At 68.6% G+C, this 25643-nt stretch carries 25 protein-coding genes; 12 read left to right on the top strand and 13 right to left on the bottom strand.

Going from position 1 to position 25643, the window contains the following annotated elements; genetic code table 11:
* Positions 1-171: 171 nt before the first annotated feature.
* Together CXY82_RS17345 and CXY82_RS18320 are read right to left on the bottom strand one after the other, a co-directional pair.
* On the bottom strand, positions 172-339 hold the full coding sequence (locus tag CXY82_RS17345) for a hypothetical protein (RefSeq protein ID WP_158252178.1): 168 nt from the start codon (positions 337-339) through the stop codon (positions 172-174).
* Positions 340-344: 5 nt separating this feature from the next.
* On the bottom strand, positions 345-470 hold the full coding sequence (locus CXY82_RS18320; protein WP_255408583.1) for a hypothetical protein: 126 nt from the start codon (positions 468-470) through the stop codon (positions 345-347).
* A gap of 238 nt (positions 471-708) precedes the next feature.
* Between CXY82_RS18320 and CXY82_RS10980 the strand changes: the two genes are divergently transcribed.
* On the top strand, positions 709-3351 hold the full coding sequence (locus CXY82_RS10980; protein ID WP_158252177.1) for an excinuclease ABC subunit UvrA: 2643 nt from the start codon (positions 709-711) through the stop codon (positions 3349-3351).
* Between the two features lie 58 nt (positions 3352-3409).
* Complete coding sequence (locus CXY82_RS10975) at positions 3410-4696, top strand: ATP-binding protein (RefSeq protein WP_104170965.1); 1287 nt, start codon at positions 3410-3412, stop codon at positions 4694-4696.
* 43 nt (positions 4697-4739) lie between these two features.
* Here the strand turns inward: CXY82_RS10975 and CXY82_RS10970 are convergent, their stop codons facing one another.
* The gene (locus CXY82_RS10970) at positions 4740-5435 is read right to left on the bottom strand and encodes a FadR/GntR family transcriptional regulator (RefSeq protein WP_158250247.1); all 696 of its coding nucleotides are present in this window, start codon (positions 5433-5435) and stop codon (positions 4740-4742) included.
* Positions 5436-5646: 211 nt separating this feature from the next.
* On the opposite strand from CXY82_RS10970, the gene CXY82_RS10965 reads away from it, so the two are divergent.
* From CXY82_RS10965 to CXY82_RS10930, 8 genes are all read left to right on the top strand, one after another.
* Positions 5647-7050: a GntP family permease gene (locus CXY82_RS10965; protein WP_233199297.1), complete on the top strand. Its 1404-nt coding sequence runs from the start codon at positions 5647-5649 to the stop codon at positions 7048-7050.
* Position 7051: 1 nt separating this feature from the next.
* Complete coding sequence (locus CXY82_RS10960; protein ID WP_104170964.1) at positions 7052-7636, top strand: gluconokinase; 585 nt, start codon at positions 7052-7054, stop codon at positions 7634-7636.
* A 79-nt stretch (positions 7637-7715) separates the two neighbouring features.
* Positions 7716-7991, top strand: coding sequence for a hypothetical protein (locus CXY82_RS10955; RefSeq protein ID WP_104100589.1), 276 nt, complete (start codon positions 7716-7718; stop codon positions 7989-7991).
* 193 nt (positions 7992-8184) lie between these two features.
* Complete coding sequence (locus CXY82_RS10950) at positions 8185-8703, top strand: hypothetical protein (protein WP_104170963.1); 519 nt, start codon at positions 8185-8187, stop codon at positions 8701-8703.
* Positions 8704-8798: 95 nt separating this feature from the next.
* Entirely contained in the window at positions 8799-9401 is a 603-nt protein-coding gene (locus CXY82_RS10945) for a DUF305 domain-containing protein (RefSeq protein ID WP_104170962.1), read from the top strand.
* Positions 9402-9404: 3 nt separating this feature from the next.
* Entirely contained in the window at positions 9405-10367 is a 963-nt protein-coding gene (locus CXY82_RS10940; RefSeq protein WP_104170961.1) for a F510_1955 family glycosylhydrolase, read from the top strand.
* A gap of 107 nt (positions 10368-10474) precedes the next feature.
* Positions 10475-11704 carry an aminotransferase class V-fold PLP-dependent enzyme gene (locus tag CXY82_RS10935; RefSeq protein WP_158251970.1) on the top strand — a complete coding sequence of 410 codons (1230 nt, stop codon included), beginning with the start codon at positions 10475-10477 and terminating at the stop codon, positions 11702-11704.
* Complete coding sequence (locus CXY82_RS10930; RefSeq protein ID WP_104170959.1) at positions 11705-12766, top strand: hypothetical protein; 1062 nt, start codon at positions 11705-11707, stop codon at positions 12764-12766.
* Positions 12767-12786: 20 nt separating this feature from the next.
* Here the strand turns inward: CXY82_RS10930 and CXY82_RS10925 are convergent, their stop codons facing one another.
* The 10 genes from CXY82_RS10925 to CXY82_RS10890 all read right to left on the bottom strand — a co-directional run bounded on the left by CXY82_RS10925 (position 12787) and on the right by CXY82_RS10890 (position 21885).
* A complete protein-coding gene (locus CXY82_RS10925) occupies positions 12787-13236 on the bottom strand; it encodes a DUF2269 family protein (protein WP_104170958.1) in 450 nt (149 codons plus the stop codon).
* Between the two features lie 73 nt (positions 13237-13309).
* Complete coding sequence (locus CXY82_RS10920) at positions 13310-13957, bottom strand: hypothetical protein (RefSeq protein ID WP_146069111.1); 648 nt, start codon at positions 13955-13957, stop codon at positions 13310-13312.
* Positions 13958-14067: 110 nt separating this feature from the next.
* The gene (locus CXY82_RS10915) at positions 14068-15294 is read right to left on the bottom strand and encodes a ferrochelatase (protein ID WP_104170956.1); all 1227 of its coding nucleotides are present in this window, start codon (positions 15292-15294) and stop codon (positions 14068-14070) included.
* Positions 15281-16468 carry a TIGR04053 family radical SAM/SPASM domain-containing protein gene (locus CXY82_RS10910; protein ID WP_104170955.1) on the bottom strand — a complete coding sequence of 396 codons (1188 nt, stop codon included), beginning with the start codon at positions 16466-16468 and terminating at the stop codon, positions 15281-15283. Before CXY82_RS10910 ends, CXY82_RS10915 begins: the two co-directional genes overlap by 14 nt.
* A complete protein-coding gene (hemG, locus tag CXY82_RS10905) occupies positions 16465-17895 on the bottom strand; it encodes a protoporphyrinogen oxidase (RefSeq protein WP_104170954.1) in 1431 nt (476 codons plus the stop codon). Before hemG ends, CXY82_RS10910 begins: the two co-directional genes overlap by 4 nt.
* A 192-nt stretch (positions 17896-18087) precedes the next feature.
* The gene (locus tag CXY82_RS10900) at positions 18088-19503 is read right to left on the bottom strand and encodes an aminotransferase class V-fold PLP-dependent enzyme (protein ID WP_104100600.1); all 1416 of its coding nucleotides are present in this window, start codon (positions 19501-19503) and stop codon (positions 18088-18090) included.
* A gap of 390 nt (positions 19504-19893) precedes the next feature.
* Positions 19894-20214, bottom strand: coding sequence for an ATP-dependent DNA ligase (locus tag CXY82_RS10895; RefSeq protein WP_104170953.1), 321 nt, complete (start codon positions 20212-20214; stop codon positions 19894-19896).
* A gap of 2 nt (positions 20215-20216) precedes the next feature.
* Positions 20217-20498, bottom strand: a complete 282-nt coding sequence (locus tag CXY82_RS17055) for a hypothetical protein (RefSeq protein WP_134542431.1) — start codon at positions 20496-20498, stop codon at positions 20217-20219.
* A 29-nt stretch (positions 20499-20527) separates the two neighbouring features.
* The gene (locus CXY82_RS17340) at positions 20528-20683 is read right to left on the bottom strand and encodes a hypothetical protein (RefSeq protein ID WP_158252176.1); all 156 of its coding nucleotides are present in this window, start codon (positions 20681-20683) and stop codon (positions 20528-20530) included.
* Positions 20684-20856: 173 nt separating this feature from the next.
* The gene (locus CXY82_RS10890; RefSeq protein ID WP_104170952.1) at positions 20857-21885 is read right to left on the bottom strand and encodes an NYN domain-containing protein; all 1029 of its coding nucleotides are present in this window, start codon (positions 21883-21885) and stop codon (positions 20857-20859) included.
* A 157-nt stretch (positions 21886-22042) separates the two neighbouring features.
* Between CXY82_RS10890 and CXY82_RS10885 the strand changes: the two genes are divergently transcribed.
* Both CXY82_RS10885 and ppsA read left to right on the top strand, forming a co-directional pair.
* The gene (locus CXY82_RS10885; protein WP_104170951.1) at positions 22043-22861 is read left to right on the top strand and encodes a pyruvate, water dikinase regulatory protein; all 819 of its coding nucleotides are present in this window, start codon (positions 22043-22045) and stop codon (positions 22859-22861) included.
* A gap of 162 nt (positions 22862-23023) precedes the next feature.
* On the top strand, positions 23024-25462 hold the full coding sequence (gene ppsA, locus CXY82_RS10880) for a phosphoenolpyruvate synthase (protein WP_104170950.1): 2439 nt from the start codon (positions 23024-23026) through the stop codon (positions 25460-25462).
* Positions 25463-25643 lie beyond the last annotated feature (181 nt).

Below are 25643 nucleotides of genomic sequence, written 5' to 3'. Positions count from 1 at the left end.
CATGCTCAGCCTCGGCGGCCACAAACCCGCACTCCCCGGCCGGGATTAACCCACGGTTACGACAGGAGAGCCGAGATTTTGCGCGAATCGGACCTGAATCCTGCGAAAGAGCGCTTTCACGCCAAAATCTCCGTCGAATCGGTTCTACACCGGCTCCGGGGAACCGACGGGTCACTCCTGGGGGTCGTTCGCGTGCTCGGCGGCTGCGGCCAGTGCGGCGCGCTCGCTCTTCGAGAGCCGCGCGACGTAGGCGCGCTTGAGTTCGGCCCAGCGGGGCATCGAGACCTGGTGGGCAGGTACCTGCTGGTCGGAACCGGTGGGAGTGGTGCGGTCGGCCATGGAACTCAGCGACGCTCGCCGATTGGGGCGGCGCTCGGCGCGGACTGGCGGGACAGGAACGCCCGCTTCAGGGACGCCCAACGCAGCAGGGAAACGTAGTGGGTAGCGGTGGATCCGGATGTATCAGCCAATGGTTCTCTCAGTCTCAAACATGGTTTGAACGGCACGCCGCTGAGCCTGGTTCTATAGAAGAGCGATCGAGATTGTCACGGTAGAACATCGGGATCTGTCACGGTTGAGTATCGAGATGAAGACCGACCCACCGCCATCAGTGGACGGGATCGCAATTAACCATTATACCGCGTCGCCTCTCAGGTCCACTATCTCTAGCCCGGCATCCGCCCAGACGTTCGGGCTAGAGTCGGCCGAATGCAACCGCCTCGCCCTGACGCCGACACCGCCGCCTCGACCCGGATCGCTCCGTCGACCGCACCGGGGAACGCGCCGTTCGCGGGCTTCGTGCAGGTGCGCGGGGCTCGGGAGAACAACCTCCGGAACGTCGACGTCGACGTTCCCCGGGACGCCATCGTCGCCTTCACCGGGGTCTCCGGCTCCGGAAAGTCGTCGCTGGCGTTCGGCACCATCTTCGCGGAGGCCCAGCGCCGGTTCCTGGAATCCGTCGCGCCCTACGCGCGTCGGCTGATCCAGCAGGGCCACACCCCGCAGGTTGACGAAATCACGGGGCTGCCGCCGGCCGTGGCCCTGCAGCAGCGCCGGGGTGCGCCCAGCTCCCGCTCGAGCGTGGGCACCCTGACCACCCTGTCCAACTCGCTGCGGATGCTGTATTCCCGGGCGGGCATGTACCCGGCGGCTGCCCCACGCCTCGAGTCCGACTCCTTCTCCCCCAACACCGTGGCCGGCGCCTGCCCGCAGTGCCACGGCCTCGGCACGGCGCATACCGTGACCGAGGCAACCCTCGTGCCCGACCCTGCCCTGAGCATCCGTGACGGCGCCATCGCGGCCTGGCCGGGCGCCTGGCAGGGCAAGAACCTGCGGGACATCCTGATCACCCTTGGCTACGACGTGGACACCGCCTGGCAGGACCTGCCGCGCTCTGCGCGGGACTGGATCCTCTTCACTGAGGAACAGCCCGTGGTGGAGGTCACCCCGCAGCGCGACCGCATCGCCAAGCCGTACCAGGGCCGATTCTGGAGCGCGAAGAGCTACGTGCTGCACACCCTGGCCGACTCCAAGAGCCAGAGTCAGCGGGAGCGCGTGCTGCGTTTCGTCGAATCCGGCCCGTGTCCGCTGTGCGACGGCAGCGGTCTCACGCCCGCGGCCCTGGCGGTCACGGTGGCCGGCCGGTCGATCGCCCAGCTCAACCTGCTGCCGCTGACCGGGCTCGCCGAGCTGCTTCGCCCGACGCTCCGGGCGAGCGGCGCCGAGCGCAACGCCGCGCCTGGTACCGCGAAGCCGCACGCCGCGGAGCCCACGGAGGCCGCCGTGACCCTCACCCGGGACCTGCTCGCCCGCATCGAGGTGCTGCTCGAACTGGGCCTCGGCTACCTGAGCCTCGGGCGCGCGACGCCCACCCTCTCCCCCGGCGAGATGCAGCGCCTGCGCATCGCCACCCAGCTGCGCTCGGGCCTGTTCGGCGTGATCTACGTGCTCGACGAACCGTCGGCCGGGCTGCACCCGGCCGACGCCGAACCGCTGCTGCTCGTGCTGGAACAGCTGAAGGCATCCGGCAACTCGGTCTTCGTCGTCGAGCACAACATGGACATCGTGCGCCGCGCCGACTGGGTCGTCGACGTGGGCCCGCTGGCCGGGGCCGGCGGCGGCGTCGTGCTCTACAGCGGACCCATCGCAGGTTTGGCCGATGTGTCGGAGTCGGTTACCCGGCAGTTCCTGTTCCCGGCCGCGCCGGAGCCGGCCGCGCCAGCCACGCCCCAGCCCGACGCGCCCCAGCCCGCGGCGCTGCGCACACCAGAACGCTGGCTGGGCCTGCACGGTGTCACCCGGCACAACCTCCGAGGTGTCGACGCCGGCTTCCCGCTCGGTGTGCTGACCGCGGTGACCGGCGTGTCCGGTTCGGGCAAATCCACCCTGGTCAGCCAGGTTCTGGCGGATGCCGTGCGGCTCGCGCTGCATCCGGAGTCCGACGCCGCCGTCGCCTCTGATCCGACGGCAGCCGCAGGCGCCGTCGACGACGACGGCGACGACGGCGAACGCGGCGACCCCGAGCCGCGGGCGCGGGTCGACCGGATCACCGGCCTGGAGGCCGTGGACCGCCTGGTGCGCGTGGACCAGAAGCCGATCGGGCGCACTCCGCGCTCCAACCTGGCCACCTACACCGGGCTCTTCGACGCGGTGCGCGCGACCTTCGCGGCCACGGACGAGGCCCGGAAGCGCGGCTACGGCGCCGGGCGGTTTTCCTTCAACGTGCCCGGCGGCCGCTGCGAGACCTGTCTCGGAGAGGGCTCGGTGAGCGTCGGGCTGCTCTTCTTGCCCGGCAGCTACACGCCCTGCCCGGCCTGCCTTGGCTCGCGCTACAACCCGGAGACCCTTCAGGTGACCTATCAGGGCAAGTCCATCGCCGACGTGCTCGGCCTGAGCGTCGAGGAGGCCTCCGGCTTCCTCGCCGACGTGCCGGCCGCTGCCCGCAGCCTCGCCACCCTGCGGGAGGTCGGGCTCGGCTACCTGCGTCTCGGCCAGCCGGCCACCGAGCTCTCCGGCGGCGAGGCCCAACGCATCAAGCTCGCCACCGAACTGCAGCGCGCCCGCCGCGGCCACACGATGTACCTCCTCGACGAGCCGACCACCGGACTGCACCCCGCGGATGTCCGCCTTCTCCTGGCCCAGCTGGGCCGCCTCGTCGACGCCGGCAATACGGTGATCGTCGTCGAGCACAACCTCGATGTGGTGGCCGCCGCCGACTGGGTGATCGACCTGGGACCGGCCGGCGGAGATGCGGGCGGCCAGATCGTGGCGACCGGAACCCCGGATGCCGTCGCGCGGCACCCGCACAGCCGCACCGCGCCTTACCTTGCCCGCCGCTTGGCTGATCGCTAGTTCGGTGACGCAAGTGCCATAGATTGGGAGGCGTACGTGTCGGCGCGAAGGAGCACTCATGACTGGTTGGCGGATCCGCGACTTTCACTCGGACGACCTCGACGGCATCCTTCGCCTCTGGGAAGAGATCACGGCCGCCAAGACGGAGCCCGTCTACGGCCTGTCCGAGGTGCTGGCCTCCTGCCAGAAGGATGACGCCGTGGTCGCCCTTGCCGGCGACGAGGTCGTCGGGGCCGCCGTGGGCCGCGCCGCCCACGCCCAGGGCTGGGTCGTCTTCCTCGCCACCGCGCAGCGCTACCAGGGCCGCGGCATCGGCACGGCCCTGCTGGCCGCCCTCGAGAAGAAGATGTCCCGGCACGCGTTGACCAAGCTGTCCGCGCTGATGCCCGAATCGGCCACGCGCGTCGACGCCTTCGTGAAGCGGGGCTTCGAGGTCAAGCAGCACCTGCGCTACTTCGAGCGCCACATCCCGGTGCAGCGCGAGGAGCTGCGGTCGCTCAGCGAACTGGGCGGGCGCATCCTGCCGCGCGATCTCTGGGAGGGCGTCGGCGGCATGCGCACCGAAAAGGAGCTGCTCGAACGAAGGCTCGTCATGCCACTGGCCAAACCCGACATGGCCGAACAGTACGGCGTCGTGCCACCGAAGGCGGTCGTGCTCTTCGGGCCTCCCGGAACGGGCAAGACCACCTTCGCAAAGGCCATCGCGTCGCGGCTGGAATGGCCCTTTGTCGAGGTCTTCCCCTCGCGGCTCGCGGCTGACCCCAAGGGCCTTGCCGGTGCGCTTCGGGAGACCTTCCTGAAGATCTCCGAGCTGGAGCACGCGGTCGTCTTCATCGACGAGGTCGAGGAGATCGCGGCGCAACGCGGCGGCGAGCCACCCTCGGCGCTGCAGGGCGTCACCAATGAGCTGCTGAAGATCATTCCCGCCTTCCGCGAGCAGCCCGGCCGGCTCCTGGTCTGCGCCACGAACTTCATCCGCGCCCTCGATTCCGCCTTTCTCCGGCACGGACGCTTCGACTACGTCATCCCGATCGGGCTTCCGGATGTCGCCGCCCGCCAGGCCATCTGGGAGCGCTACATCCCCGAGGGCAGGAAAAGCACGGTCGACCTGAGCGCGCTCGTCACCGCAAGCGACGGGTTCTCACCAGCCGACATCGAGTACGCCGCCCGGCGCGCCTCCCAGCAGGCGCTGGAACGCGCACTGTTCGAGGGGGAGGACGAGTCGACGCCCGGCGGCCCGGGCACCGAGGACTACCTGGTCGCGATCCGGTCGACCCGCACCACCGTGTCGGCCCAGGTCGCCAGCGAATTCCTGGAGGACATCGAGCGGCTCGCCCGGCTCTGAGCACGAGGTGCCGGGCAACGGACACCGCGCCAGGCCGGCAGCCTCAGGCCCCGAGGCCCCGTTCGGCGCGGCCCGATTCCTGGATGAACTCGGTCAGGGTGGCCTCGATCGTGGCATACGACCAGCGGTACGCGGCATCCTCGTCGCGCGCGAACAGCGCCTCGGCCAGCTGGTTGTGCCGGTGGGCCGACGGCGGCGTGTACTCGGTGATGGTGAAGCGCTTCTCCTCCTCGCGCGTGCGGAGGAGCGCCGCGACCGTGCCGGCGAAGTGCCCCATCACGCTGTTGCCGGAGGCGATCAGGATCAGGGAGTGGAACTCGATGTCGGCCTCGAGGAACCCGCGACCGTCGCCGGCAAGGTCAGCCGCGACCATGCCCTCGGCTGCCGCCCGCACCGCGTCCAGCTGCTCGGCGGTCATCAGGCGCGCGCTCAGTCGGGCGGCCACAGGCTCGATGCCGAGGCGCAGTTCGAGCATCTCGCGCATCTGGGTGAGATAGTCGGTGCCGCGTCCGCGCCAGTAGATGATCTGCGGGTGCATCAGGTCCCAGGAGGTGCGAGGCAGCACCTGGGTGCCCACCCGCTGCCGCGGCTCGACCATACCCAGCGACTGCAGCACCCGCAGTGCCTCGCGCAGCACGGAGCGAGAGACCGCGAATTCCTCGCTGATCACGTCCAGGTTCAGGATGTCGCCGGTCAGGTATCCGCCGTCGACGATCTGTTGGCCCAGCGAGTTCACCACCCGCGCATGAAGCCCTCGCTCACGCCACACTCCTGCGCCCGCCCCACGGTTCATCTCAGCCTCTCCCTGCGGACTGGCCGCGCGCGTCGTCGCGACGTCGCCCATCGTGATCGTACCGGCGTTGGTCCCGGAGTCGCGATTCGTGTGCCACACTCAAATATCTGATTAATCAGATTATTGGACGATGAGGTCGCAGTGAAGCAGCCTCGGAATGGAAATTCAGATGATTCTTCCCTACGCGGCTCCAGTGGTTCCGATTGAACCGGCCGGCAGCGACCTCCAGCTCATCCTCGCCGCCCTCGTCGGCGTCGCGGTGATCATCCTGCTCATCACCTGGCTCAAGGTGCATCCGTTCCTCGCCCTCTCGATCGGCGCCGTGGGCGTCGGCGTCGGGGCCGGCCTCGCTCCCGCCGCCGCCGTCACGAGCTTCAGCGCCGGCTTCGGCGCCACCATGGCCGGCGTCGGCATCCTGGTCGGCTTCGGCGCCATGTTCGGCAAGCTGCTGGCCGACTCCGGCGGAGCCGACCGCATCGTCGACTCGCTGGTGACGCGCTCGAGCGCTCGCACCCTGCCGTGGACGATGGCCCTGATCGGCGGGCTGATCGGCCTGCCGATGTTCTTCGAAGTCGGCCTCGTGCTGCTCATCCCGGTGATCATCCTGGTGGCCCGCCGCAGCGGACTCTCGCTCATCCGCATCGCCATCCCGGCCCTCGCCGGCCTGTCCGTCATGCACGGCCTGGTGCCGCCGCACCCCGGTCCGCTCGTGGCCGTGACCACTCTCGATGCGAACCTCGGGCTCACTCTCGCGATCGGCGTGCTCATCGCCATTCCGACCGTCATCATCGCCGGCCCGATCTTCAGCCGGTTCGCGAGCCGCTGGGTCTCCGTGCCCGTGCCGGCCCTGTTCCTCACCAACGAGGAACAGGGTCTGGGCGAGAACGCCCGGCGCCCGAGCTTCCTGATCACCATCTCGGGCATCCTGCTCCCCGTCGTGCTGATGCTCGCCCGATCGATCGCCGACGCGATCGACCCGGGCTCCACCTCGCCTCTCAACGCCACGCTCGACTTCCTCGGCACGCCGATGATCGCCCTCGGCATCGCTGTGATCTACGCGATGATCGTCTTCGGTCGCGGTGGCGGCATGGACCGCGCCGGGGTCGCCAGGTCCCTCTCCGATTCCCTCCCGCCGATCGCGGGCATCCTGCTCATCGTGGGTGCGGGCGGCGGGTTCAAGCAGGTGCTCATCGACACCGGCATCGGCACCGTCATCGCCGAAGCCGTGGCCGGCAGCAGCGTCTCGGTGCTCGTGCTGGCGTGGTTCGTCGCCGCCCTGATCCGCGTCGCTACCGGGTCGGCCACCGTCGCCACCGTGACGGCCGCCGGCATCCTCGCCCCCGTCGCGGCCAGCCTGGGCAGCACGGATGTCTCGCTGATGGTTCTCGCCATCGGCGCCGGTTCGCTCTTCCTCTCCCACGTCAACGATGCCGGGTTCTGGCTCGTCAAGGAGTATCTCGGCACGACCGTCGGGCAGAATCTGAAGACCTGGACCGTGATGGAATGTCTGATCTCCGTGGTCGGCCTTGCCGGCGTCCTCCTGCTGAATATCGTGATCTAGCATGTTCGAGACTCAGCAGCCCGTGCTCGTGATCATGGGCATCTCCGGATCCGGCAAGTCCACCGTGGCGGGGCTCCTCGCCGGCCAGCTCGGCTGGGATCTCGAGGAGGGCGACGACCTGCATCCCCAGGCGAACATCGACAAGATGTCTGCCGGTCGGCCTTTGAACGACGAGGACCGCGCGCCCTGGCTCGACACGGTCTCCTCGTGGATCATCGAGCACACCATGGCGGGGGCGCCGGGAATCATCACCTGCTCGGCGCTCAAGCGCCGTTACCGCGACGTGCTGCGCGAGCACAACGTGATCTTTGTGCACCTGACCGGGTCGACGGACCTGATCGGGCGCCGGCTTGCGACGCGCCTCGACCACTACATGCCGACCTCCCTGCTCGATTCGCAGGTGGCCACACTCGAGGCGCCTGACGCCGACGAGCGCGCGATCTCCATCGACGCCGGCCGCGCTCCGGCCGAGGAGGCCGCCGAGATCGTGCGGCGGCTCGGGCTCACACCCCGGCCCGGCTCGTCGAGCCTGGGCGCACGAGAACCGGGCAAGTCCTCGGTGCCGGGGTCGCGAGCGATTTCCTGATCGGGTCTGGCGAGTGTCGGCGGCATGAACTACACTCACAGAATCGAATAGATGTTCGAGAAAATCAAGGGAGCCACGCATGCCTCAGATCATTGACGCAGTCGTCGACGTGGAGCTGTCCGTCGACGGCGACCCGCGCGCGTTCATCTGGAACCGGTTCGAACACACCGTCATCGGCCAGCCGCAGGCGATCTTCACCCGCACCCGCTGGTGGGAGAATGCCGGCGGCGTGCCGTCCCGCATCGACACCGAGCTCTGGCGCCTCGATGCCTCGCGCGGCGACGAGGAACAACACCGCTACGACCTGCGCCGCGACACCGACGGGTCGTGGGTGCTCGCGCTCGACTGGGGGTGAGCCCCGGCCCGGGTGTCGCCCCGGACCGAGGCCGCTCCCAGCTGACGCCGATCCGCCCGGTATACCCTGAAAGGGCATCCACGGTGAGCGACAGGCCGACGGATGCCCAGACCACAGTTCGGACGGAGGCGGCAAGCTGCACACACGCGCTGCGATCTCCCTCCGTGATGGACGCCGGGTCTTCCACTCCGCCGTGCTCACGATGGCCGCGCTGCTGCTCTGCCTGCTCGCGGCGCACACGGCCGGAACCGGACACGGGCTGGCGCACGGACCGGGCAGCCTGTCCTCGGCCCCGACCGCTCCCGCTTCCTCATCAACAACAGCGTCAACAACCATGACCACTGCGATGACCGCCGACGCACACTCCGCGGCCGGGCACACCGCATCATCCGCCGCGCCTCTCGCTGCATCCCTCCCCGCATCCCTCACCGGCCCGCTGCTCGAGCGCATCGCGCCCGCGACCGCGACCGTGGTCGCCCTGTCCGCCGGCGCACTCGGCAGCGCCGACACCCACGCGATGTCCGGTCTGGCCACCCTCTCGATGACGTGTTCCCTGCTGCTTGTGCTGGTCGGCCTGATTCTGCTGGCACGGCGCCCGTCGGCCTGCCGTCGCCTGCTCGAGGCCGGCAGCTTCATCGTCGGCTCCTTCCGGGAGATTCCGCTGCACCTGCATCGGCCCCGCCTCACCCTGCTCTCCATCAGCCGCATTTAGGCCGAAACCCTCGCCAGCGCACCCCACCGGCCTGCGCGGCCCGGCCGCACCCCGGCCCCCGGTTTCTCACCCTTTTGTCAACGAATGGAACACCAATGCTCCGCACCATCCGCACCATCCGCACCTCGCTGATCGCCGCCGCCGCGCTCACCACGGCGCTCACCCTTACCGCCTGCGGCGACACGACCCCGGCCGCCGACGCCCCGGCCGCCGACGGACCCACCGCCACCGCGTCCGCCAACGCCAACGCCGCGGATGTCGACTTCGCCCAGATGATGATCCCCCACCACGAGCAGGCCGTCGCGATGAGCGACGACTTCCTCGCCAAGCACGGCACCGACCCGCGCGTCGTCGCCCTGGCGACCAAGATCAAGGCCGCCCAGGAGCCCGAGATCACCCAGCTGACCGATTGGCTGGGCGAGTGGGGCGCCGAAACGGGCGGCATGTCCGACATGAACCACGGCACCGACGGCATGATGAGCGAGGCCGACATGATGACGCTCGGCAACGCCTCGGGCGCAGACGCCGACCAGGTGTTCCTCGAGCTGATGATCGCGCACCACGAGGGCGCAATCGCCATGGCGCAGACGCACATCGACGAGGGCAGCAACGCCGACGCCCAGACCCTCTCGGCCACCATCGTCGCGTCGCAGTCCGCCGAAATCGCCGTCATGACCGACCTCCTCGCCGCGTACTGACCCATGACGACGGCCAGCAGAACCCTCCGCCTCGGCGGCGCCGCCGTGATCACCGTCGGCCTCGCGGCCGCGCTGGCCGGTTGCGCGCCCACTCCGGCTGCTCCGCCAACCGGCACGTCCGCCCCCACCACGGCGGCTTTTGAACACATTCACGGCCTCGGCGCCGACCCGTCCACCGGCAAGACCTACGCTGGCACGCACCAGGGCGTGTGGCAGATCCCGACCGACCTGCTGCCCGACAGCTACCTGGCCGGCGCGCCGGAGGCCGGGCTCACCCAGCCCACCCCGAGCGATGGCCCGGCCTTCGACGCCATGGGCTTCACGGTGGCCGCGCCGGGCCTGCTGCTGGCCTCCGGGCATCCGGGCTCCGACGAGTCCACGTTGGTGGGCCCCAACGTGGGACTGATCAGCAGCGCGGATGCGGCAGCCACCTGGTCGAACGTCTCTCTCGCCGGCAAGACCGACTTCCACGACCTCGACGCGGTGACCCTGCCGCCGGGAGCCTTGCGCGTCTACGGCTACGACGCCGCCGCCGGCAGGGTCAGCATCAGCGACGACGATGGGGCCACCTGGTCGCCCGGAGCCGCGGTGGAGCTGCGCGACCTCGCCGCCGACCCGGCGACCGCCGACCGGGTCTTCGCGACCACCGAGAACGGCCTCGCCGTGAGCGAGGATGCCGGGCGCACGTTCGCGCTGGTCCCCGGCGCACCGATGCTGTACCTGATCGACGTTCAGGATGCCGCGGCCGGCGGCGGTGTCGTCGGCATCGACCCGGAGGGCGTGCTCTGGCACGAGGAGGCCGGAAGCGGAACCTGGACCCGCGGAGGGCAGACCGACGGCAGCCCGGAGGCCTTCGGCTTCGTCGGCGGGAGCGTGCCCTGGCTCCTCGCCGCCGACCGACGCGGGGTCGTCGCGAGCGACGACTTCGGTCTCACCTGGGCCGTGCTCGTTGCGGCCCAGGCCTAGCCCGGTGCGACGGATGAAGCTATGACCACCACGCTCCCAGCCGGTTCCCAGCCGCGCCGGGCAGAACCCGCTGCTCGCCTAGAATGAGCCGGAAAGAATTGAAGGACATGAAGCACACTGGGTTGTTCCGGCGCACACCACAGGTTGCGGTCGAAACCGGCCGTCTCGCCGATTTCGCTTACCTCGAACCCGGCGCGGTCTACCTCGACTCCGCCTGTCAGAGCCTCCGGCCGCAGCCGGTCCTCGACGCCCTGACCGAGTACTACACGGAGTACAACGCCTGCGGCGGGCGCGTGAAGTACGCCTGGGGCACCCGCGTCGACCGGGAGGTGCAGGACGCCCGCCGGGCCGTGCTCGAGCTGCTCGGCCTCTCCGGCCGGGGTCACGCGGTCTCCTTCACCCTCAACACGACCTTCGGCCTGAACCTGCTGCTGCAACAGCTGCCGCAGGGCCGGTTCGGGCAGATGGTCACGAGCCACATCGAGCACAATTCGGTCTTCCTGCCCACCATGACGGCGGCGACCCGACTGGGGGTGCCCCGCCTGGTGCTCGACCGCGCCCCCGACGGCGCCCTGGTCTACCGGCCGGCCCAGCTCGAACGCGCGATCGTGGTCGTCAACGTGGCCTCCAACATCGACGGGCGTCTGCTTACCAACCTCACCGACCTGGTGCGCGACACCCACGCCCGCGGCGGTATCGTCATCCTCGACGCCGCCCAGGCCATGGCGCACGAACGCACCCTGCTGGCCAAAACCGAGGCCGACGCGCTCTGCTTCTCCGCCCACAAGATGTACGGCGCCAGCCTCGGCGTGGTCGTCGCCACCCACGAGCTGCTCGGTTCCCTCGAGCTCACCTTCGTGGGCGGCGGCATGGTGGCGGATGTCCGCGAAGACTCCTACGACCTTCTCGCCAACGACCCGGGCGCCCTGCTCGAACCCGGGCTGCAGGCCTGGGGCGAGATCATCGCCCTGCGCCGTGCGATCGAGTGGCTGGGACAGGTGCGCCCCGGCGGCCGGCCCGCGGCCGAGCACCTTCAGGGTCTCTCGCAGCGTCTCTTCGAGGGTCTCGGCGACATCCCCGGCCTCACTCTGGTCAACACCGCGGCCAGCCCGGTGATCAGCGCCTACGCCCCGAAACAGGATTCGCACCGGCTCGCAGTGTTCCTTTCCCAGTCCCACATCATGGTGCGCAGCGGCTACTTCTGCGCCCACCACTACCTGAAAGACCAGCTCGGGCTGCCGCCGCTGCTGCGCTTCTCGCTCGGACTGCACTCAACCACGGCCGATGTCGATCAGGCCGCACAGGCCCTCGCGCGCCTGATGAAAGGCCTCTCCTAAGTGTTCTGCATTGCCGCATTCATCGTTCTCGTTTTCATGGCGGCCGTGTCGGCACGATACCGCCGCTACCTAGGCAGGGCGTGGAACTGCACCCTCCGCCGTGTCACGTTCCGCCCCTGCGACACCACCTTCAAGCAGGACATCAAGGACCACCTGCTCGCGCCGCTGGCGGTGCGCCGTCCGAAGCTCGTCGGCCCGGCATCCGTCGCCCTCGAGGTGGTCGCGCTGCTCGTGGTGCTCACCACCGTCTGGAGCGCATACGTCGTCGTCAAGAGCGGTGTGAACCTGTACGTCTACGGCACCTGCAACAAGCAGGATTCCGCATCCTGCAGCCTGGGCGCCGAGGCCTGCTCGATCCCCGACCAGACGCCCACCTTCGGTGAGTCCCTGCTCTCCGGCGACGTGATCGGCGCCTTCGGCAACGACTTCGCCAGCCTCGGCGAGACGTTCTCGGCGATCCCCTCTCGCATGCAGAACTGGGAGGCCGAGGAATACCTGCCCGCCAACGCCAGCTACCTGGGCGTCTACGACGCGAAGAAGGAAACCGCGCTCGAGGTCATCGACCCCGGCTGCACCTACTGCCTGCAGCTGTTCAACAACATCGAGGAGGCCGGGTTCGACGACCGGATGAACCTCACCTACATCGCCTACCCGATCGCCGCCGACGACGGCTACAAGTTCCAGAACTCGCTGCTCGTCACCCAGTACCTCGAGGCGCTGCGGCTGAACCCTCTCGCCGACGTCGCCACGCCGGTCGACTGGGAGATCCTGCGCCGGATCTACACGGAAGTCGATGACAAGGGCGTTTCCTGGCAGAGCGTGATCAACGGCGCCGAGCCGGCTGTCGCCACCGCGCTGCTGCAGGACTGGTCGGCCGAATTCGGCCTGAGCCCGGAACAGGTCGCCGACGTGGCATCCGTCGCCGCCTCCGACGAGGTCGCGGACATCATCGCCGCGAACACGCGGCTGGTCGAGGAGAGCATCCACACCGTGAAGATCCCGACGATCATCTTCGATGGCCGCCGTCACGACGGCCTGGTCTCGGTGGGCGACCTGGACTAGCCCGGCGAGACTGTGAACGGCTAGACCGGCTTGACCACCATCAGCACGACCACGACCACCAGGAGCAGCGAGACGATGCCCGAGCCCATGGCCACGCGCGAATAGCCGGCGACCTTGGCGCCGGCTACTCGGGTGCCGCTGGCGGACTGCTCGGCGAGGAGCTCCGAGACCGACTTCATGGCCGGAACCACCAGGAACAGGCTGAGTACGAGGGCCACCGCGTAGAGCACGATCGACAGCCAGATCCAGGTCGACGCAAGGGAGTCGTTGTCCCTGAAGCCCACCGCGCCGAAACCGAGGAACACCACGATCAGCGACAGCAGAGTGAAGAGATTGGTGGACTTCGCCAGTGAGGCCACCTGGCCGGCTTCCCCGGCACGCATGGAGCGCATGGCGGTCATGGGGAGGATGGCCATGGGCCCGACGATGAAGACGCCGGAGACAATGTGCAGGGTGTTGAGGAGTTCCATTTTTCCAGCGTAGGCCCCCGCCGTCCGCTCGCCGGTGCACCGACACGTTTGAGGGGTTGGCGGCCCGCACCTCTCACGGCTGTCGTTTCGCGGCCCGCACCTCGGGGTGGTCGTCGGGCAGGGCGTGCCGGGAGCCGGCGCGCAGCAGCACGAGGTTCTTCCGCTCCCAGTCGAGCACGGCCTGCCGCTGCGGATCGATCGCCCGACCTTCGGCGCAAGCCGCGGCGGCGCGCCCGCAGACGCAGGCCAGCGGCATGCCCTCCACGGCGTGGTGCAGCTGCCCGACCCGCCAGAGCACGGCCATAGCCCAGTCGAGCTGACGGTGCGCGAGCTCGGTCTTCCGCTCGGCGCGCCGCACCAGGTCACTCTCGAGGAGCGCGCGCACCCCGGCGCTCTTCGTGCGGTCGGACTCGCCGGCCACGACGCCGCGCAGCTCCACCACCTGGGCCATGAGCCCGTCGATCACCGCCTGCTGCTCGGCATCCGCCCCCGCCGACTTCTCGGCGAACTGCCGGTGGTTCTCCTGCTGGTCGGCGTATTGCCCGACCCACAGCTTGATGTGCTCCGCGTCCCGGCGGGTGGCCTTTTCCGCCCCCAGGTGGTGCAGGCAGGATGCGCAGACCACCTGGTCGGTCGCCGAGGTGAACGTGAACGGCTGCAGCGACTGGCAGCAGAAGCACTGCGCCCGGATGGCCACATACAACGGATACGGGTGGGTCACGGTTGGTCCTTCGTTAGCCTTCTTGAGCCCTATCGCCGAGCGTACCCAATCGGTGGGAGGCCGGGGTCACCCGCGGATGGCGGCCATCCGTTCGGCCAGTTGCGCGGGCGTCAGCGGTGCACCTCCCCCGATGAAGGACCTCCCTGGGCCGCGGGATTTCCTGCTGGGGATGGGTGTTCCGTCCCCGGCCTCCGGGCCGGCCCCTTTTCGCAGCATCCCACCGGGCACGCATCCGTCCATGGTCCGAGCGCGGTGAGCGCGCAGCGTTCCGGGGTCGTTGCCGGCGTCAGTCGCTCGAGCAACAGGTCGACGAGCCCCGCCACGAACGCCCGGTGCAGGCCGGGGGTCGACACCCGGGTAAACCCCAGGTCGTGCGCGGCGGCAGTGGCCGCCGCCTCCGTGTCGAGGTCCCAGGAGACCTCCATGTGGTCGGAGATGAATCCGATCGGCACCACGACGACGGCCCGCGTGCCGGCCGCGGCGAGCACGACGATGACGTCGTTGACGTCAGGTTCGAGCCAGGGCATTTCGGGCGGACCCGACCGCGACTGGAATGCCAGAGACCAGGCCGGGGTGGCGTCGGCCACTGTGTCGTCGTCCGCCGCCGCTGAAACGGCGGCCATCACCACCTCCGCGACGGCCCGGTGCTGCGCCTCGTAGGCCCCGCCGGCACCGAAGGATCGCCCGCGTGGGCCACTCTGCTCGGCATCCGCCATCGGGATGGAGTGGGTTGTGAAGAGCACGTGAACGTCGTCCGGGGCCAGGCCCTGCCGCGCGAAGTCGGCGAGGGCGGAGCAGACGCCGAGCACGAACGGGGCGACGAAGCCGGGATGGTCGAAGTAGGGGCGAACCGCGTCGATGCGCACGGCGTCGCCGAGCCCGGTGGCGCACCGCGCCTCGGCCAGGTCTTCCCGGTACTGCCGGCAGCTCGAGTAGGAGCTGTACGCGCTCGTCGTGAGCGCGAGCAATCGGGTGTGGCCGGCGTCGACGGCCGCAGTCACGGCGTCTCGCAGGTACGGAGCCCAATTGCGGTTCCCCCAGTACACCGGTACGAAGGTGCCTCGGGCGGCCAGTTCGGTCTGGAGCGCGTCACGGAGCGCCCGGTTTTGGGCATTGACCGGGCTCACACCACCCGAGGCGCGGTAGTGGGCGGCCACGGTTTCGAGGCGTGCGTCCGGAATTCCGCGGCCCCGGGTGACGTTCCGGAGGAACGGGATGACGTCGTCCTGGCCCTCGGGGCCTCCGAAGCCGAGGAGGACCACGGCGTCGTACCCGGCTGGCTCCGCGGCAGGCGCGGGCACGAGGCCATCCACTGGCTGGGACTCAGGCACCGACATGGGCGCCGGCCGCGCCGGGCTGGAACGGGCAGGCCGGGTCTTCCCCCAGCGGATTGCCGCTCGACGCGAACGCGCGGGCTCGGGAGCCCCCGCACAGGTCCGCGTACTCACAGCTGCCGCAGCGGCCGGTGAACTCCGTGGCCCGGATCTGTTTGAGTAGCGGGTTGTCCCGGTAGATCTCGGCCAGCGGGGTCGTGCACACGTTCCCGAGGCCGAGTGGCAGGAACCCGGCCGGGTAGACCTCGCCGTCGTAGGCCACGAAGACGATGCCCTTGCCGTCGCGGGTCGACGCGGTCTGCGCCCGCGGCAGGCCCGCGGGCGGCCCCATCAGGGCTTCCAGCCTCGCGAACAGGGAGTTGTACGGTGCGCTCGTCGGTGCAGGGTCACCGGCGCGTCGGCGGGCGACGATTCGCCGGAAAAAGGGTGCCTCGACCGTGCGCACGATGAAGCCGTGCTGGGAGGCGTCGAAGAGGAAGTGGCAGATGTCTTCGTGCTCCGCTGAACTGACAGCCTCGGTCGAGACGCCGCGGCCGACCTGGACGAGGAAGAAGACCTCCCAGATAGCGGCGCCGGCGTTCTTGATCAGGGCCGCGACATCCGCGAGCTCGTCGACATTGGCGCGCATGACGGTCGTGTTGACCTGGACGGTCAACCCCGCCGCGGCGAGAGCCCGGATCGCCGCCACGGTGTCGTCGAAGTGGCCCGGGATCCCGCGCACGCCCTCATGGGTCGCGGCGACTGCGCCGTCAAGGCTGATCGACACCGCCTTGACCCCGCTCGCCACGATACGTTCGATCATCTGCGGAGTAAGAGTCGGCGTGACCGACGGGGACAGCGCCGTCGGCAGTCCAAGGCCGGTGGCGTAGTCGACGAGTTCGAACAGGTCAGGGCGCATCAGGCAGTCGCCGCCGGTGAGCACCAGGATCGGGTACGGCCGGCCGAATCCGGCCACCTGGTCGATCAGCTCTTTGCCCGCTGCCGTGGTCAGCTCGCCCGGTAGGGCTTGCATCGTGGCGCTGGCCCGGCAGTGTTTGCAGGCAAGCGGGCAGGCGCGGGTGGTTTCCCAGAACACCAGCATCGGGCGCTGCGCGTAGTCCGGGCCCTTTCCACGGCGGGCGGTCGGCAGGGTCGGCAACACGGCGGTCTCACCGAGGGGGATGCTGAGCCCGCTCATGCGGGCACCTCGCTCGCGGGACGCGCATCGGTCAGAAGCTGCGCGAGCTTGTCGGCGGTGCGCTCGGCATCGGCCACGCAGCTGGCCAGCCCGACCCCCCGGTAGGCGGAACCGGTCAGGTAGAGCCCCGGCAGCCGACCCAGAGCCACCCCCGCGGCGGCGAGCCGGCCCTGATGGCCGACGATGTACTGCGGCATCGCCTGCAGCCAGCGCTCGATGTGCTGCTCGGTCGGGCGCCCGGTCAGACCCATGGCCTCGACGAGTTCGGCGTGCACCTGGCTGACCAGGGTGTCCTCATCGAGGTCCATCCAGCGCTGGTCGCGGCGCCTGCCCACCATGCAGCGGATGATCATGGTTGTGTCATCGGCGAGGTGCGGCCACTTGGCGCTGGACCAGGTGCAGCCGACAATGAGTTTGCCTTCCTCCGGCGGCACCAGGAAGCCCGTGCCGACGAGGTTGTGGGCGACGGCGGAGCGCGGATAGGCCAGGCAGATCGTGGCAACATCGACGTAGGGAATACCCGCCAGCGCGGCGGCCAGGTCGGGGGCTTCCTTGCGCACCACGTCCGCCGCAGCGAACGCGGGAGTGGCGAGCACCACCGCGTCGGCCTCGAGCACCGTGCCATCGCTCAGCTTCACCTCATAGCCGGCGGTGCCGCGCGACACGGAGACGACCGCCGTACCGAGGCGCACATCGTCGCCCACGACGTGGACGGCCAGTGCGTCGATCAACCGGGCGAGTCCCCCACGGAGGGTGACGAGGACCGCGCCTCCTGCTCCGGCGGGCTTGGGTGGGGCATTCCGGCGTCGGCGCCGCAGTCCGAGGTAGAGGCTGCGATTGCCGCGGGCGAGAGCGTCGATGTCAGGCGCGGTGCTCCGAGCACTGAGCTCGTCGGCCCTGCCGGCATGCACACCGCCGAGCAGCGGATCGACGAGGCGGTCGAACACCTGCCCGCCCATCCTCGGGCGAACGATTTCGGCGATTGTGGGGTCGTCTGGCAATCCCGCCGGGGCCGCCTTCACGAGGTCCAGGGCCGCACGGGCCAGGCCGAGCGGCGACAGCAGTCGGGATTTCATCAGGGGCAGCAGCCGATCGGGGATGCCGAAGAGGGTGCCGGCCGGGAGCCGTCGCAGCTTACCGCGCGACCAGATGCGTGCGCCGGACCCCGCGGGGGCCACGACGAGGTCGCTGACCCCGAGGTCCTCGATGAGGGCTGCCACCACGGGTGCCCGCACCATCAGCGCGTCAGGTCCGACGTCAACGAGGTGCCCGCCGAATTGTTCAGTGGAGATCTTGCCTCCCAACCGCGCCCCACCCTCAACCAGAGTCAGACGCACCCCGTCGCCAAACCGGCGGTGCAGGTAGTGTGCTGTCGCCAATCCGCTGATTCCGCCGCCGACGATGACGACCCGTGGTTGAGCGAGCATTCGACATACCTCCAGTTGCCGGTGAATCCGGGGCAACCGGCAACCTGTGGCAATCCTTGTTACTTCGATCCTACGACCGTCGTCTCCAGCGGCCACTCGCGGGCCGTCGGTGGCGGCCGCCGATCGGAGCACGAATCGCCGCCCGGACCGGGCCCTGATCAGCCCCGGGATCAGCCCGGACCACGGCCGTATTCACGCCTTCTCATATTCCGTCGGACGGTTGCGCGCGACCGCCGCGCAGGCCCGTTCGACGGCAGCCACGGATGCGGCGACGTCGTCCGCATCCGTCGACCAGTTGCTCACGGATACCCGCAGCACGTCCCGGTCCTGCCAACGCGAACCCGACATCCAGGCGGTTCCCTCCTTGAGTAGTTCTTCCGTCACCCGTCGGGTGCGCTCGTCGTCGCCGAAGCTGACGCAGACCTGGGTGAAGACCACGTCGTTGAGCACCTCGGCGCCGGTGATGCGACCCAGCCCGTCGGCGATGGCCCGGGCGTGATCGGCCAGCCGTTCCACCAGCATCACGGTGCCCGATCGGCCCAGGGAGCGCAGAGCCGCCCAGACCGGAACGCCGCGCGCCCGGCGCGACAGCTCGGGCACCTTTTCGTAGGGGTCACCCGGACCGGTCTCGTCGGCGAACAGGTAGCTCGTGTGCACCCCGAAGGTGGACCGCAGCTCGGCGGGCCGGGCCACGATGGCCATGCCACAGTCGTAGGGCACTTGGAGTGTCTTGTGCGCGTCGGTAGCCCAGGAATCGGCGGTGTCGAGGCCTGCCAGCTGCTCGCGGTAGCGCGGGCTCACTGCGGCCCAGAGGCCGAAGGCGCCGTCGACGTGCACCCAGGCACCATGCTGGTGGGCGAGGTCGGTGAGTTCACCGACCGGGTCGAAGGCGCCGGAGTGCACATTGCCGGCCTGCAGGCAGACGATCGCGGGACCAGTGCCCTGGTTGAGCGCGGCCGCCAGGGCCTCGGGGAGCATGCGGCCCTGGTCGTCGGCCGGGACGACAATGGGGGCGCCGAGTCCCAGGTAGCGCAGGGCCAGGTCAATCACCGCGTGGCGCTCATCGCCCACGTAGACGGCGACGCGGGGCGCCCCGGCCAGACCGGCGATCGCGACGTCCCAGCCGGCGTCGCCGAGCACATGATCGCGTCCGGCCGCCAAACCCACGAAGTTCGCCATGGTGGCCCCGGTGGTGAAGCCCACGTCGGCGCCGTCCGGCAGACCCAGCAGATCGAGGATCCAGCCGCCGGCGGCCTCCTCGGCGGCGGCCGTGGCCGGGGTCGCGAAGCGCATGCCGGCGTTCTGGTCCCACGCGCTGACCAGCCAGTCGGCTGCCAGGGCTGCCGGCAACGTGCCGCCGATCACCCAGCCGAAAAAGCGGCCGGACGTCATCGCCATCAGCCCCGGTTCGGCCAGCCGGGCCAGCTCGTCGATCACCTCCGCCGGGTCCGTCGGCTGCAGCGGCAGCGGCGCTGCGAAGCCCGCGGCGAGGGTGTCGGCGTCGACGCGTGGCCCCACGGGCCGGGTGGGCAGGGAGGAGAGCCAGTCCAGGGCATGGGCTTTCGCTCGCTCCAGGGCCTGACGATAGTCATCCGGGTCAGCAGACATGCCGAGATTTTATGCCCGCCGGGAGACCACCGAAAGAGCGCTGTTTTCCGGGCGCGGGTCGTCGCTGGCAAGGATGACCCATCGGAGGCGATCGCGACCCCCGTACCGGCTCCGATGGCGATGCCCACGTCGGCCTGCGTCGGCGAACACGCGGTCGATGCCCGGTTCCGCGGCGACCGGCCGGTTTTGTGCCGACATGGGGGCTCGTCCAGCCGAAATTCAGCCCATCCGCCGTACCGTGGTCGATGGAGTTCCCCCACTCCAAACGAATCGGCCCCGGCAGATTCCTCGCCTCCCCCCAGGCGCGGTGAAGCCGGGGCTTTTTCGTGGCGGTCAGCGAACTCCTTTGAACAAATCACGGCCGATCGGCTCTCGCGACCGCTCTGAGAATCAGAGTCGCACTTCCCTTGGTTGGGGCGGCTCTGGGGTGACGCGCAGACCGGCGGGTGTGCTTGAGATGCGGACGAGTTCCTCCACCCATGCCCGGTTCAGGAGAGGTTCTTTGCTGCCCTGAAAGTTGAACTGCAACGAGATGGTGGGGTGGATCCAGATGGAGCTGTGGCCGCTGCCAGCCGCCGCCGTGTACTCCCAGGAGAAAGAGAAGCTCTCCCCTCGACGCACCTTGGCGAGGATGACGATCTTGAGGTGCGCGAGAACCCGATCATCGAACTCGACAACGACAGAGGAATTTCCGTAGACAAATTCGCCCATGATTATTGTCCGAGTCCCACGTCGATGTCGCCCATCATGGCATCGAAGTCCTTCGCTGTTGCCTCTGCGTCCCCGTTTTTTTCCACAGTTCCCTTGATGCCCACTTCCGGCGGCTGCGGGACGGGAAAACGACGTGCCTCCTCTTCTTCACCGTCGCCGACATCGGCGATATCCCTGGCCTCGAAGCCACGGCGGGTGTTGTTCGGGACGCTCCAGCGCCCTGCATTGAGCAGAAGGCCCCCTGCGCGAAGCGTAGGGGACCTTCTGTACGGACGCCGCGTCAAGGGCAGATCCGGTCCGTGCACCGAGTCAGTTAGCGGCGGTTGTCACGCTCGTCACGGTCGTAGTTCTCACGGCTTCCCGATTTGGCCAGGCCGCGGCTAATCATGTAACCGATGGTGAGGAGCGTGGCGGACAGCCAGACGGAGCTGGCCCCGAAACCCTGCCCGTCGTGCCCGTTATCGACCAAGGCGGAAGCGATGAACGCATGACGAGAATCAGCATGTAGGCGATGAATTCGGTCGTCTTGAAAGCAGCCTTCGTCTCGGTCGAAACGCGAGCGACGCGGCCAGTGTTGGGAGTGTTGCTCATAATGTGTTCCTGTGTCCGGTGTGATGTCGGCGCCGGACCGCACGGACCGACTCAGCGTCCCGCGTTCGCCTCCGGGCGCAGACGGATGAGCCGATGCGGGCCATCTTCCTGCAGCTCGGCCACCTCGCTGCGCGAGGAGAGGAAGTCGGTGAAGGAACGGAAGCCGAGCGGTTTTTCGTTGAACGAGGGGTCCATCCGGCGCATCTGGTTCTTCACCGTGCCGGTGTTCAGCCACTCGTCGTCGTCGCCCTTTGCGTGCCCGATCTGCAGGGCACGCACGAGGAGCTCCGACGCGATTGTCTGAGGGTCGATGTCCTCGGCCGGTTCCGGCTCCGGCTCGTCGAATTGCGAACTGATGGTGTGCGAGAACATCGGGATCGTCGTCAAGGTGCGGGCTTTGACGGGCACCGTCTTGGGTGGCACGGTCGCGGGTTCTGCGGCCTTCCTGCCCGACGGGGGCTTCTGCACGAGCGCCACGGGGGCGGGCGCGGCGGCGGCGACCTTCGCTATGCCGGGGAGAGAGTCATAGTCCTCGAATTCGTCGCACGCAGCCGCGAGGGAGGTGCTGGTCGACCCGGCCACTCCGATGCCCACCACGAAGCGACCGAGGCGTTTCGACTTCTGGGCGAGGGCGATGTAATCCGAGTCACCGGCGACGATGATGACGTGGGTGAGGTCGGGCAGCCGGAAGAGGTCTTCGACCACGTCGACGGCAAGACGGATGTCCGCCCCGTTCTTCGTTCCCCGCGTGGTCGTGGTGAATAGCTGGGTGAGGTCAACCGCTCGGGACATGAGCTGGCGTTGGTAGCTCGCATTCACGGGCACGGACCAGTCGGCATACGCGCGATTGACGACCAGCGTGCCGAACGACGCGGCGAAATCAATGATTGCGTTGAAGTCGACCGTCGCGGCGTTCAGCTTCGCGGTAACCTCGGGCTCGGCATCCGCGCTCGATCTGTCGAAATTCCGGATGCCATCGCGCTGGAAGGCATTTCGTCCGTGTAGTTGCTGATAGCGAGAGACGACGATGTTGTCGAAGTCGATGTAGAGGCCGACGCGTGCATCGTTCGGTTCAGTCATGGTGGGTTCCTTAGCTACCGGGCGGACGAATCAGTCGCAACCCCAGACTCAAGTCTGCTGCGCACGATGCGACGACGGCAACTCGCGGAATCGACTGCGGCGCTCAGTACGCGCGCACCGATCCGCGCCGAGCCTGCCGGGAGGTACACAATGAGGTATGGCCACTGACGATCCATGCCCGGTTTTCTTTCTCTCGGATAGCACCGGAATCACGGCGGAAACGCTCGGGAGCACCCTCCTGTCCCAGTTCCCCACCGTGGAGTTCGACCGCACGACGATCCCGTTCATCCTGAATGTGGACCAGGCCCAGGCCGTGGTCGACCTGATCGACGCTCTGGTGGAGCGCGGCCAGAAGCCGATCGTGTTCTCCACGGCCGTGACCAGCGACATCCGCCGCACTCTCGGCACCTGCACGGCCACCCTGATCGACCTGCTCGGAACCTATCTCGGCGAGCTCGAGGAGGCCCTGGCGACGCAGGCCAGCAACGAACCAGGGCGCGCCCACGGCCTCGGCAACGCCGCCCGCTATCAGTCCCGCATGACGGCCGTCGAGTACGCGATGGAGCACGATGACGGCCAGAGCCTGCGAGCGCTCGAGAAGGCGCAGCTGATCCTGGTAGCCCCGTCGCGCTGCGGCAAGACCCCCACCACGATGTACCTGGCGCTGCAGCACGGCATCTTCGCGGCGAACTTTCCCCTCGTCGACGAGGACTTCGAGCGGGAGGGTCTCCCCAAGCCACTGCGACCGTTCGTGGACAAGTGCTTCGGGCTCACCACCAATCCCCTGCGCCTGAGCCAGGTGCGCACCCAGCGCCGGGAAGGTTCGCCCTACGCGTCCCTGCGGCAGTGCGGGTTCGAGCTGCGCAGTGCGGAGCGACTCTATGCCTCCCACGGAATCCCGTTCCTCAACTCGGCGAGCATGTCCGTGGAGGAGATGTCGGCCATGATTCTGCAGCAAATGAACCTCAAACGCTGACTCACATTCAAAACGCAGACAAGTGAACATGTCAATCAAGTAAACAAATCGCGCTCAGGCCGGATAGACCTGTCACTATGGGAACAGGGCGCTTATCCATGAGGTGAGCCTCCTCACCTCGTGGCCTCACCTCTGGTCGCACACTGCAAGGGAGCAGAACACATGACGACAGACATCCTCTGGTTTTCCGAAATCGGACTCACGGACCTGGACCGGGTGGGCGGCAAGAACGCTTCCCTGGGCGAAATGGTGCAGAATCTGACGTCGGCCGGCGTCAAGGTGCCCGACGGGTTCGCCACCACCGCGGACTCCTACCGCCGATTCCTGTCCGATTCCGGTTTGGACCAGCGGATCATCGAGCGCCTGCGGGGCCTCGACATCGACGACGTCACCGCGCTGGCAGCGGCCGGCAAGGAAATCCGCGGCCTGATGCGTGACACGCCCTTCCTGCCCGAGTTCGAGTCCCAGATCCGGGCCGCCTACGCGGCCCTGGTCCTGAAGCACGGCGGCTCCGACGACATTTCCTGGGCGGTGCGTTCCAGCGCCACCGCCGAGGACCTTCCGGATGCGTCCTTCGCCGGTCAGCAGGAGACGTTCCTGAATGTGCGCGGAATCGAGAACATCCTGCCGGCCATCAAAGATGTCTTCGCCTCCCTCTACAACGACCGGGCGATCGCCTACCGGGTGCACCACGATTTCGAGCACGCCGAGGTGGCGCTGTCGGCCGGGATCCAGCGCATGGTGCGCTCGGACATCGGCTCCTCCGGGGTCATGTTCACGATGGACACCGAATCCGGCTTCCGCGACGCGGTCTTCATCACCTCCTCCTACGGTCTGGGCGAGGCCGTCGTGCAGGGCGCCGTCAACCCCGACGAGTTCTACGTCTACAAGCCGGCACTCGAGGCCGGCCGTCCCGCCATCCTCAAGCGCACCCTCGGCGAGAAGGCGCTGCAGATGACCTTCACGAAGAACCGTGAAATCGGCCGCACGATCGACTTCGTTCCCGTGGAGGTCGACCTGCGCAACCTGTTCAGCATCACCGATGCCGACGTGGAGGAGCTGGCCCGCCACGCCCTCTCGATCGAGGCGCACTACGGACGCCCGATGGACATCGAGTGGGGCAAAGACGGCATCGACGGCGGCATCTACATCCTGCAGGCCCGCCCGGAGACGGTGCAGTCGCGAGCGACCGCGGTGTCCCAGAGCCGGTTCAAGATGAACGAGACCGGTAAGGTTTTGGTCGAGGGCCGCGCCATCGGCCAGCGGATCGGCGCCGGAAGCGTGCGCATCCTCTCGTCCATCGACCAGATGGCGAGCTTTGCCACCGGCGACGTGCTCGTCGCGGACATGACCGACCCCGACTGGGAACCGATCATGAAGCGCGCCAGCGCCATCGTGACCAACCGCGGCGGCCGCACCTGCCATGCCGCGATCATCGCCCGCGAACTCGGCATTCCCGCGGTCGTCGGCACCGGGACCGCCACCGACATCCTCTCCGACGGCCTCGAAGTCACGGTGTCCTGCGCCGAGGGTGAGGCGGGCCTGATCTACGAAGGGCTGCTCGACTTCGGCATCGAGGAGACCGCGCTCACCACCCTGCCGCCAGCCCCGGTGAAGGTCATGATGAATGTCGGCACCCCGGAGCAGGCGTTCACGTTCGCCCAGCTGCCCAACCACGGCGTGGGTCTCGCCCGACTCGAATTCATCATCAACCGTCAGATCGGCATCCACCCCAAGGCCTTGCTCAACCTGGCCGACCAGCCCGCCGACGTGGCCCGCGAGATCAACACCCGCATCGCCGCCTACGGCAACCCGCGCGACTACTACATCAAGCGCCTGGCCGAGGGCGTGTCCACGATCGCGGCCGCCTTCGCGCCGGAGACCGTGATCGTGCGGATGAGCGATTTCAAGTCCAACGAGTACGCCAACCTCATCGGCGGACCGGCCTACGAGCCGCACGAAGAGAACCCGATGCTCGGGTTCCGCGGGGCGTCCCGCTACCTCGAGCCCTCGTTCCGGGACTGCTTCGACCTCGAATGCGAGGCGCTCTCATTCGTGCGAAACGAGATGGGGCTGACCAACGTCAAGCTGATGATCCCCTTCGTGCGCACCCTGGACGAGGCCGCGGGCGTTATTGAACTGCTCGCCGAGAACGGGCTGCGCCGTGGGGAGAACGGCCTTGAGATCGTCATGATGTGCGAGTTGCCGGCCAATGCGCTGCTCGCCGACGAGTTCCTGGACTACTTCGACGGGTTCTCCATCGGCTCCAACGACATGACGCAGCTGGCGCTCGGCCTCGACCGCGACTCGGCGATCGTCGCCGGCGGCTTCGACGAGCGCGACCCGGCCGTGAAGAAGCTGCTCAGCATGGCGATCGCGGCCTGCAAGGCCCGCGGCAAGTATGTGGGCATTTGCGGTCAAGGCCCCAGCGACCACCCGGACTTTGCCGAGTGGCTCGTCGCCGAGGGCATCGACTCCGTGTCGCTGAACCCCGACACCGTGGTCGACACCTGGCTGCGGCTCGCCGGCGTGACCGCGGGCAGCAACCACTTCGGCACGGATGACGCCGCCACCGACCCCAAGGATGCCTCGGCCGCCTGATCGGAGGTCGAGCTCGCCGAGCCCCGCGGGCGGCGCCCGAATCACCCGGGAACGTGCCACGCAGCTCGGCGCACTCCGGGCATCCGTCGTCGGTGCCTAAACTCGGGGATTTTCACGACACGCCGCGAGATCAGGTGGGGTGACCCAGCCGGCGTTTCGGCAATTTCTCCGAGTTTGCGTA

Origin of the sequence: Cryobacterium sp. M23, from assembly GCF_002929655.1 — a bacterium.
GTDB lineage: Bacteria > Actinomycetota > Actinomycetes > Actinomycetales > Microbacteriaceae > Cryobacterium > Cryobacterium sandaracinum.
The sequence above is the reverse complement of the archived record's forward strand: the minus strand, read 5'-3'. Positions and strand labels throughout refer to the sequence as shown.

Bases quoted from the DNA above. Each gene is read 5' to 3' on its own strand.
- CXY82_RS17345 (WP_158252178.1), bottom strand. From the start codon at position 339: ATGGCCGACCGCACCACTCCCACCGGTTCCGACCAGCAGGTACCTGCC.
- CXY82_RS10980 (WP_158252177.1), top strand. From the start codon at position 709: ATGCAACCGCCTCGCCCTGACGCCGACACCGCCGCCTCGACCCGGATC.
- CXY82_RS10975 (WP_104170965.1), top strand. From the start codon at position 3,410: ATGACTGGTTGGCGGATCCGCGACTTTCACTCGGACGACCTCGACGGC.
- CXY82_RS10965 (WP_233199297.1), top strand. From the start codon at position 5,647: ATGGAAATTCAGATGATTCTTCCCTACGCGGCTCCAGTGGTTCCGATT.
- CXY82_RS10960 (WP_104170964.1), top strand. From the start codon at position 7,052: ATGTTCGAGACTCAGCAGCCCGTGCTCGTGATCATGGGCATCTCCGGA.
- CXY82_RS10955 (WP_104100589.1), top strand. From the start codon at position 7,716: ATGCCTCAGATCATTGACGCAGTCGTCGACGTGGAGCTGTCCGTCGAC.
- CXY82_RS10945 (WP_104170962.1), top strand. From the start codon at position 8,799: ATGCTCCGCACCATCCGCACCATCCGCACCTCGCTGATCGCCGCCGCC.
- CXY82_RS10940 (WP_104170961.1), top strand. From the start codon at position 9,405: ATGACGACGGCCAGCAGAACCCTCCGCCTCGGCGGCGCCGCCGTGATC.
- CXY82_RS10935 (WP_158251970.1), top strand. From the start codon at position 10,475: ATGAAGCACACTGGGTTGTTCCGGCGCACACCACAGGTTGCGGTCGAA.
- CXY82_RS10925 (WP_104170958.1), bottom strand. From the start codon at position 13,236: ATGGAACTCCTCAACACCCTGCACATTGTCTCCGGCGTCTTCATCGTC.
- CXY82_RS10915 (WP_104170956.1), bottom strand. From the start codon at position 15,294: ATGTCGGTGCCTGAGTCCCAGCCAGTGGATGGCCTCGTGCCCGCGCCT.
- CXY82_RS10910 (WP_104170955.1), bottom strand. From the start codon at position 16,468: ATGAGCGGGCTCAGCATCCCCCTCGGTGAGACCGCCGTGTTGCCGACC.
- hemG (WP_104170954.1), bottom strand. From the start codon at position 17,895: ATGCTCGCTCAACCACGGGTCGTCATCGTCGGCGGCGGAATCAGCGGA.
- CXY82_RS10900 (WP_104100600.1), bottom strand. From the start codon at position 19,503: ATGTCTGCTGACCCGGATGACTATCGTCAGGCCCTGGAGCGAGCGAAA.
- CXY82_RS10895 (WP_104170953.1), bottom strand. From the start codon at position 20,214: ATGGGCGAATTTGTCTACGGAAATTCCTCTGTCGTTGTCGAGTTCGAT.
- CXY82_RS10890 (WP_104170952.1), bottom strand. From the start codon at position 21,885: ATGACTGAACCGAACGATGCACGCGTCGGCCTCTACATCGACTTCGAC.
- CXY82_RS10885 (WP_104170951.1), top strand. From the start codon at position 22,043: ATGGCCACTGACGATCCATGCCCGGTTTTCTTTCTCTCGGATAGCACC.
- ppsA (WP_104170950.1), top strand. From the start codon at position 23,024: ATGACGACAGACATCCTCTGGTTTTCCGAAATCGGACTCACGGACCTG.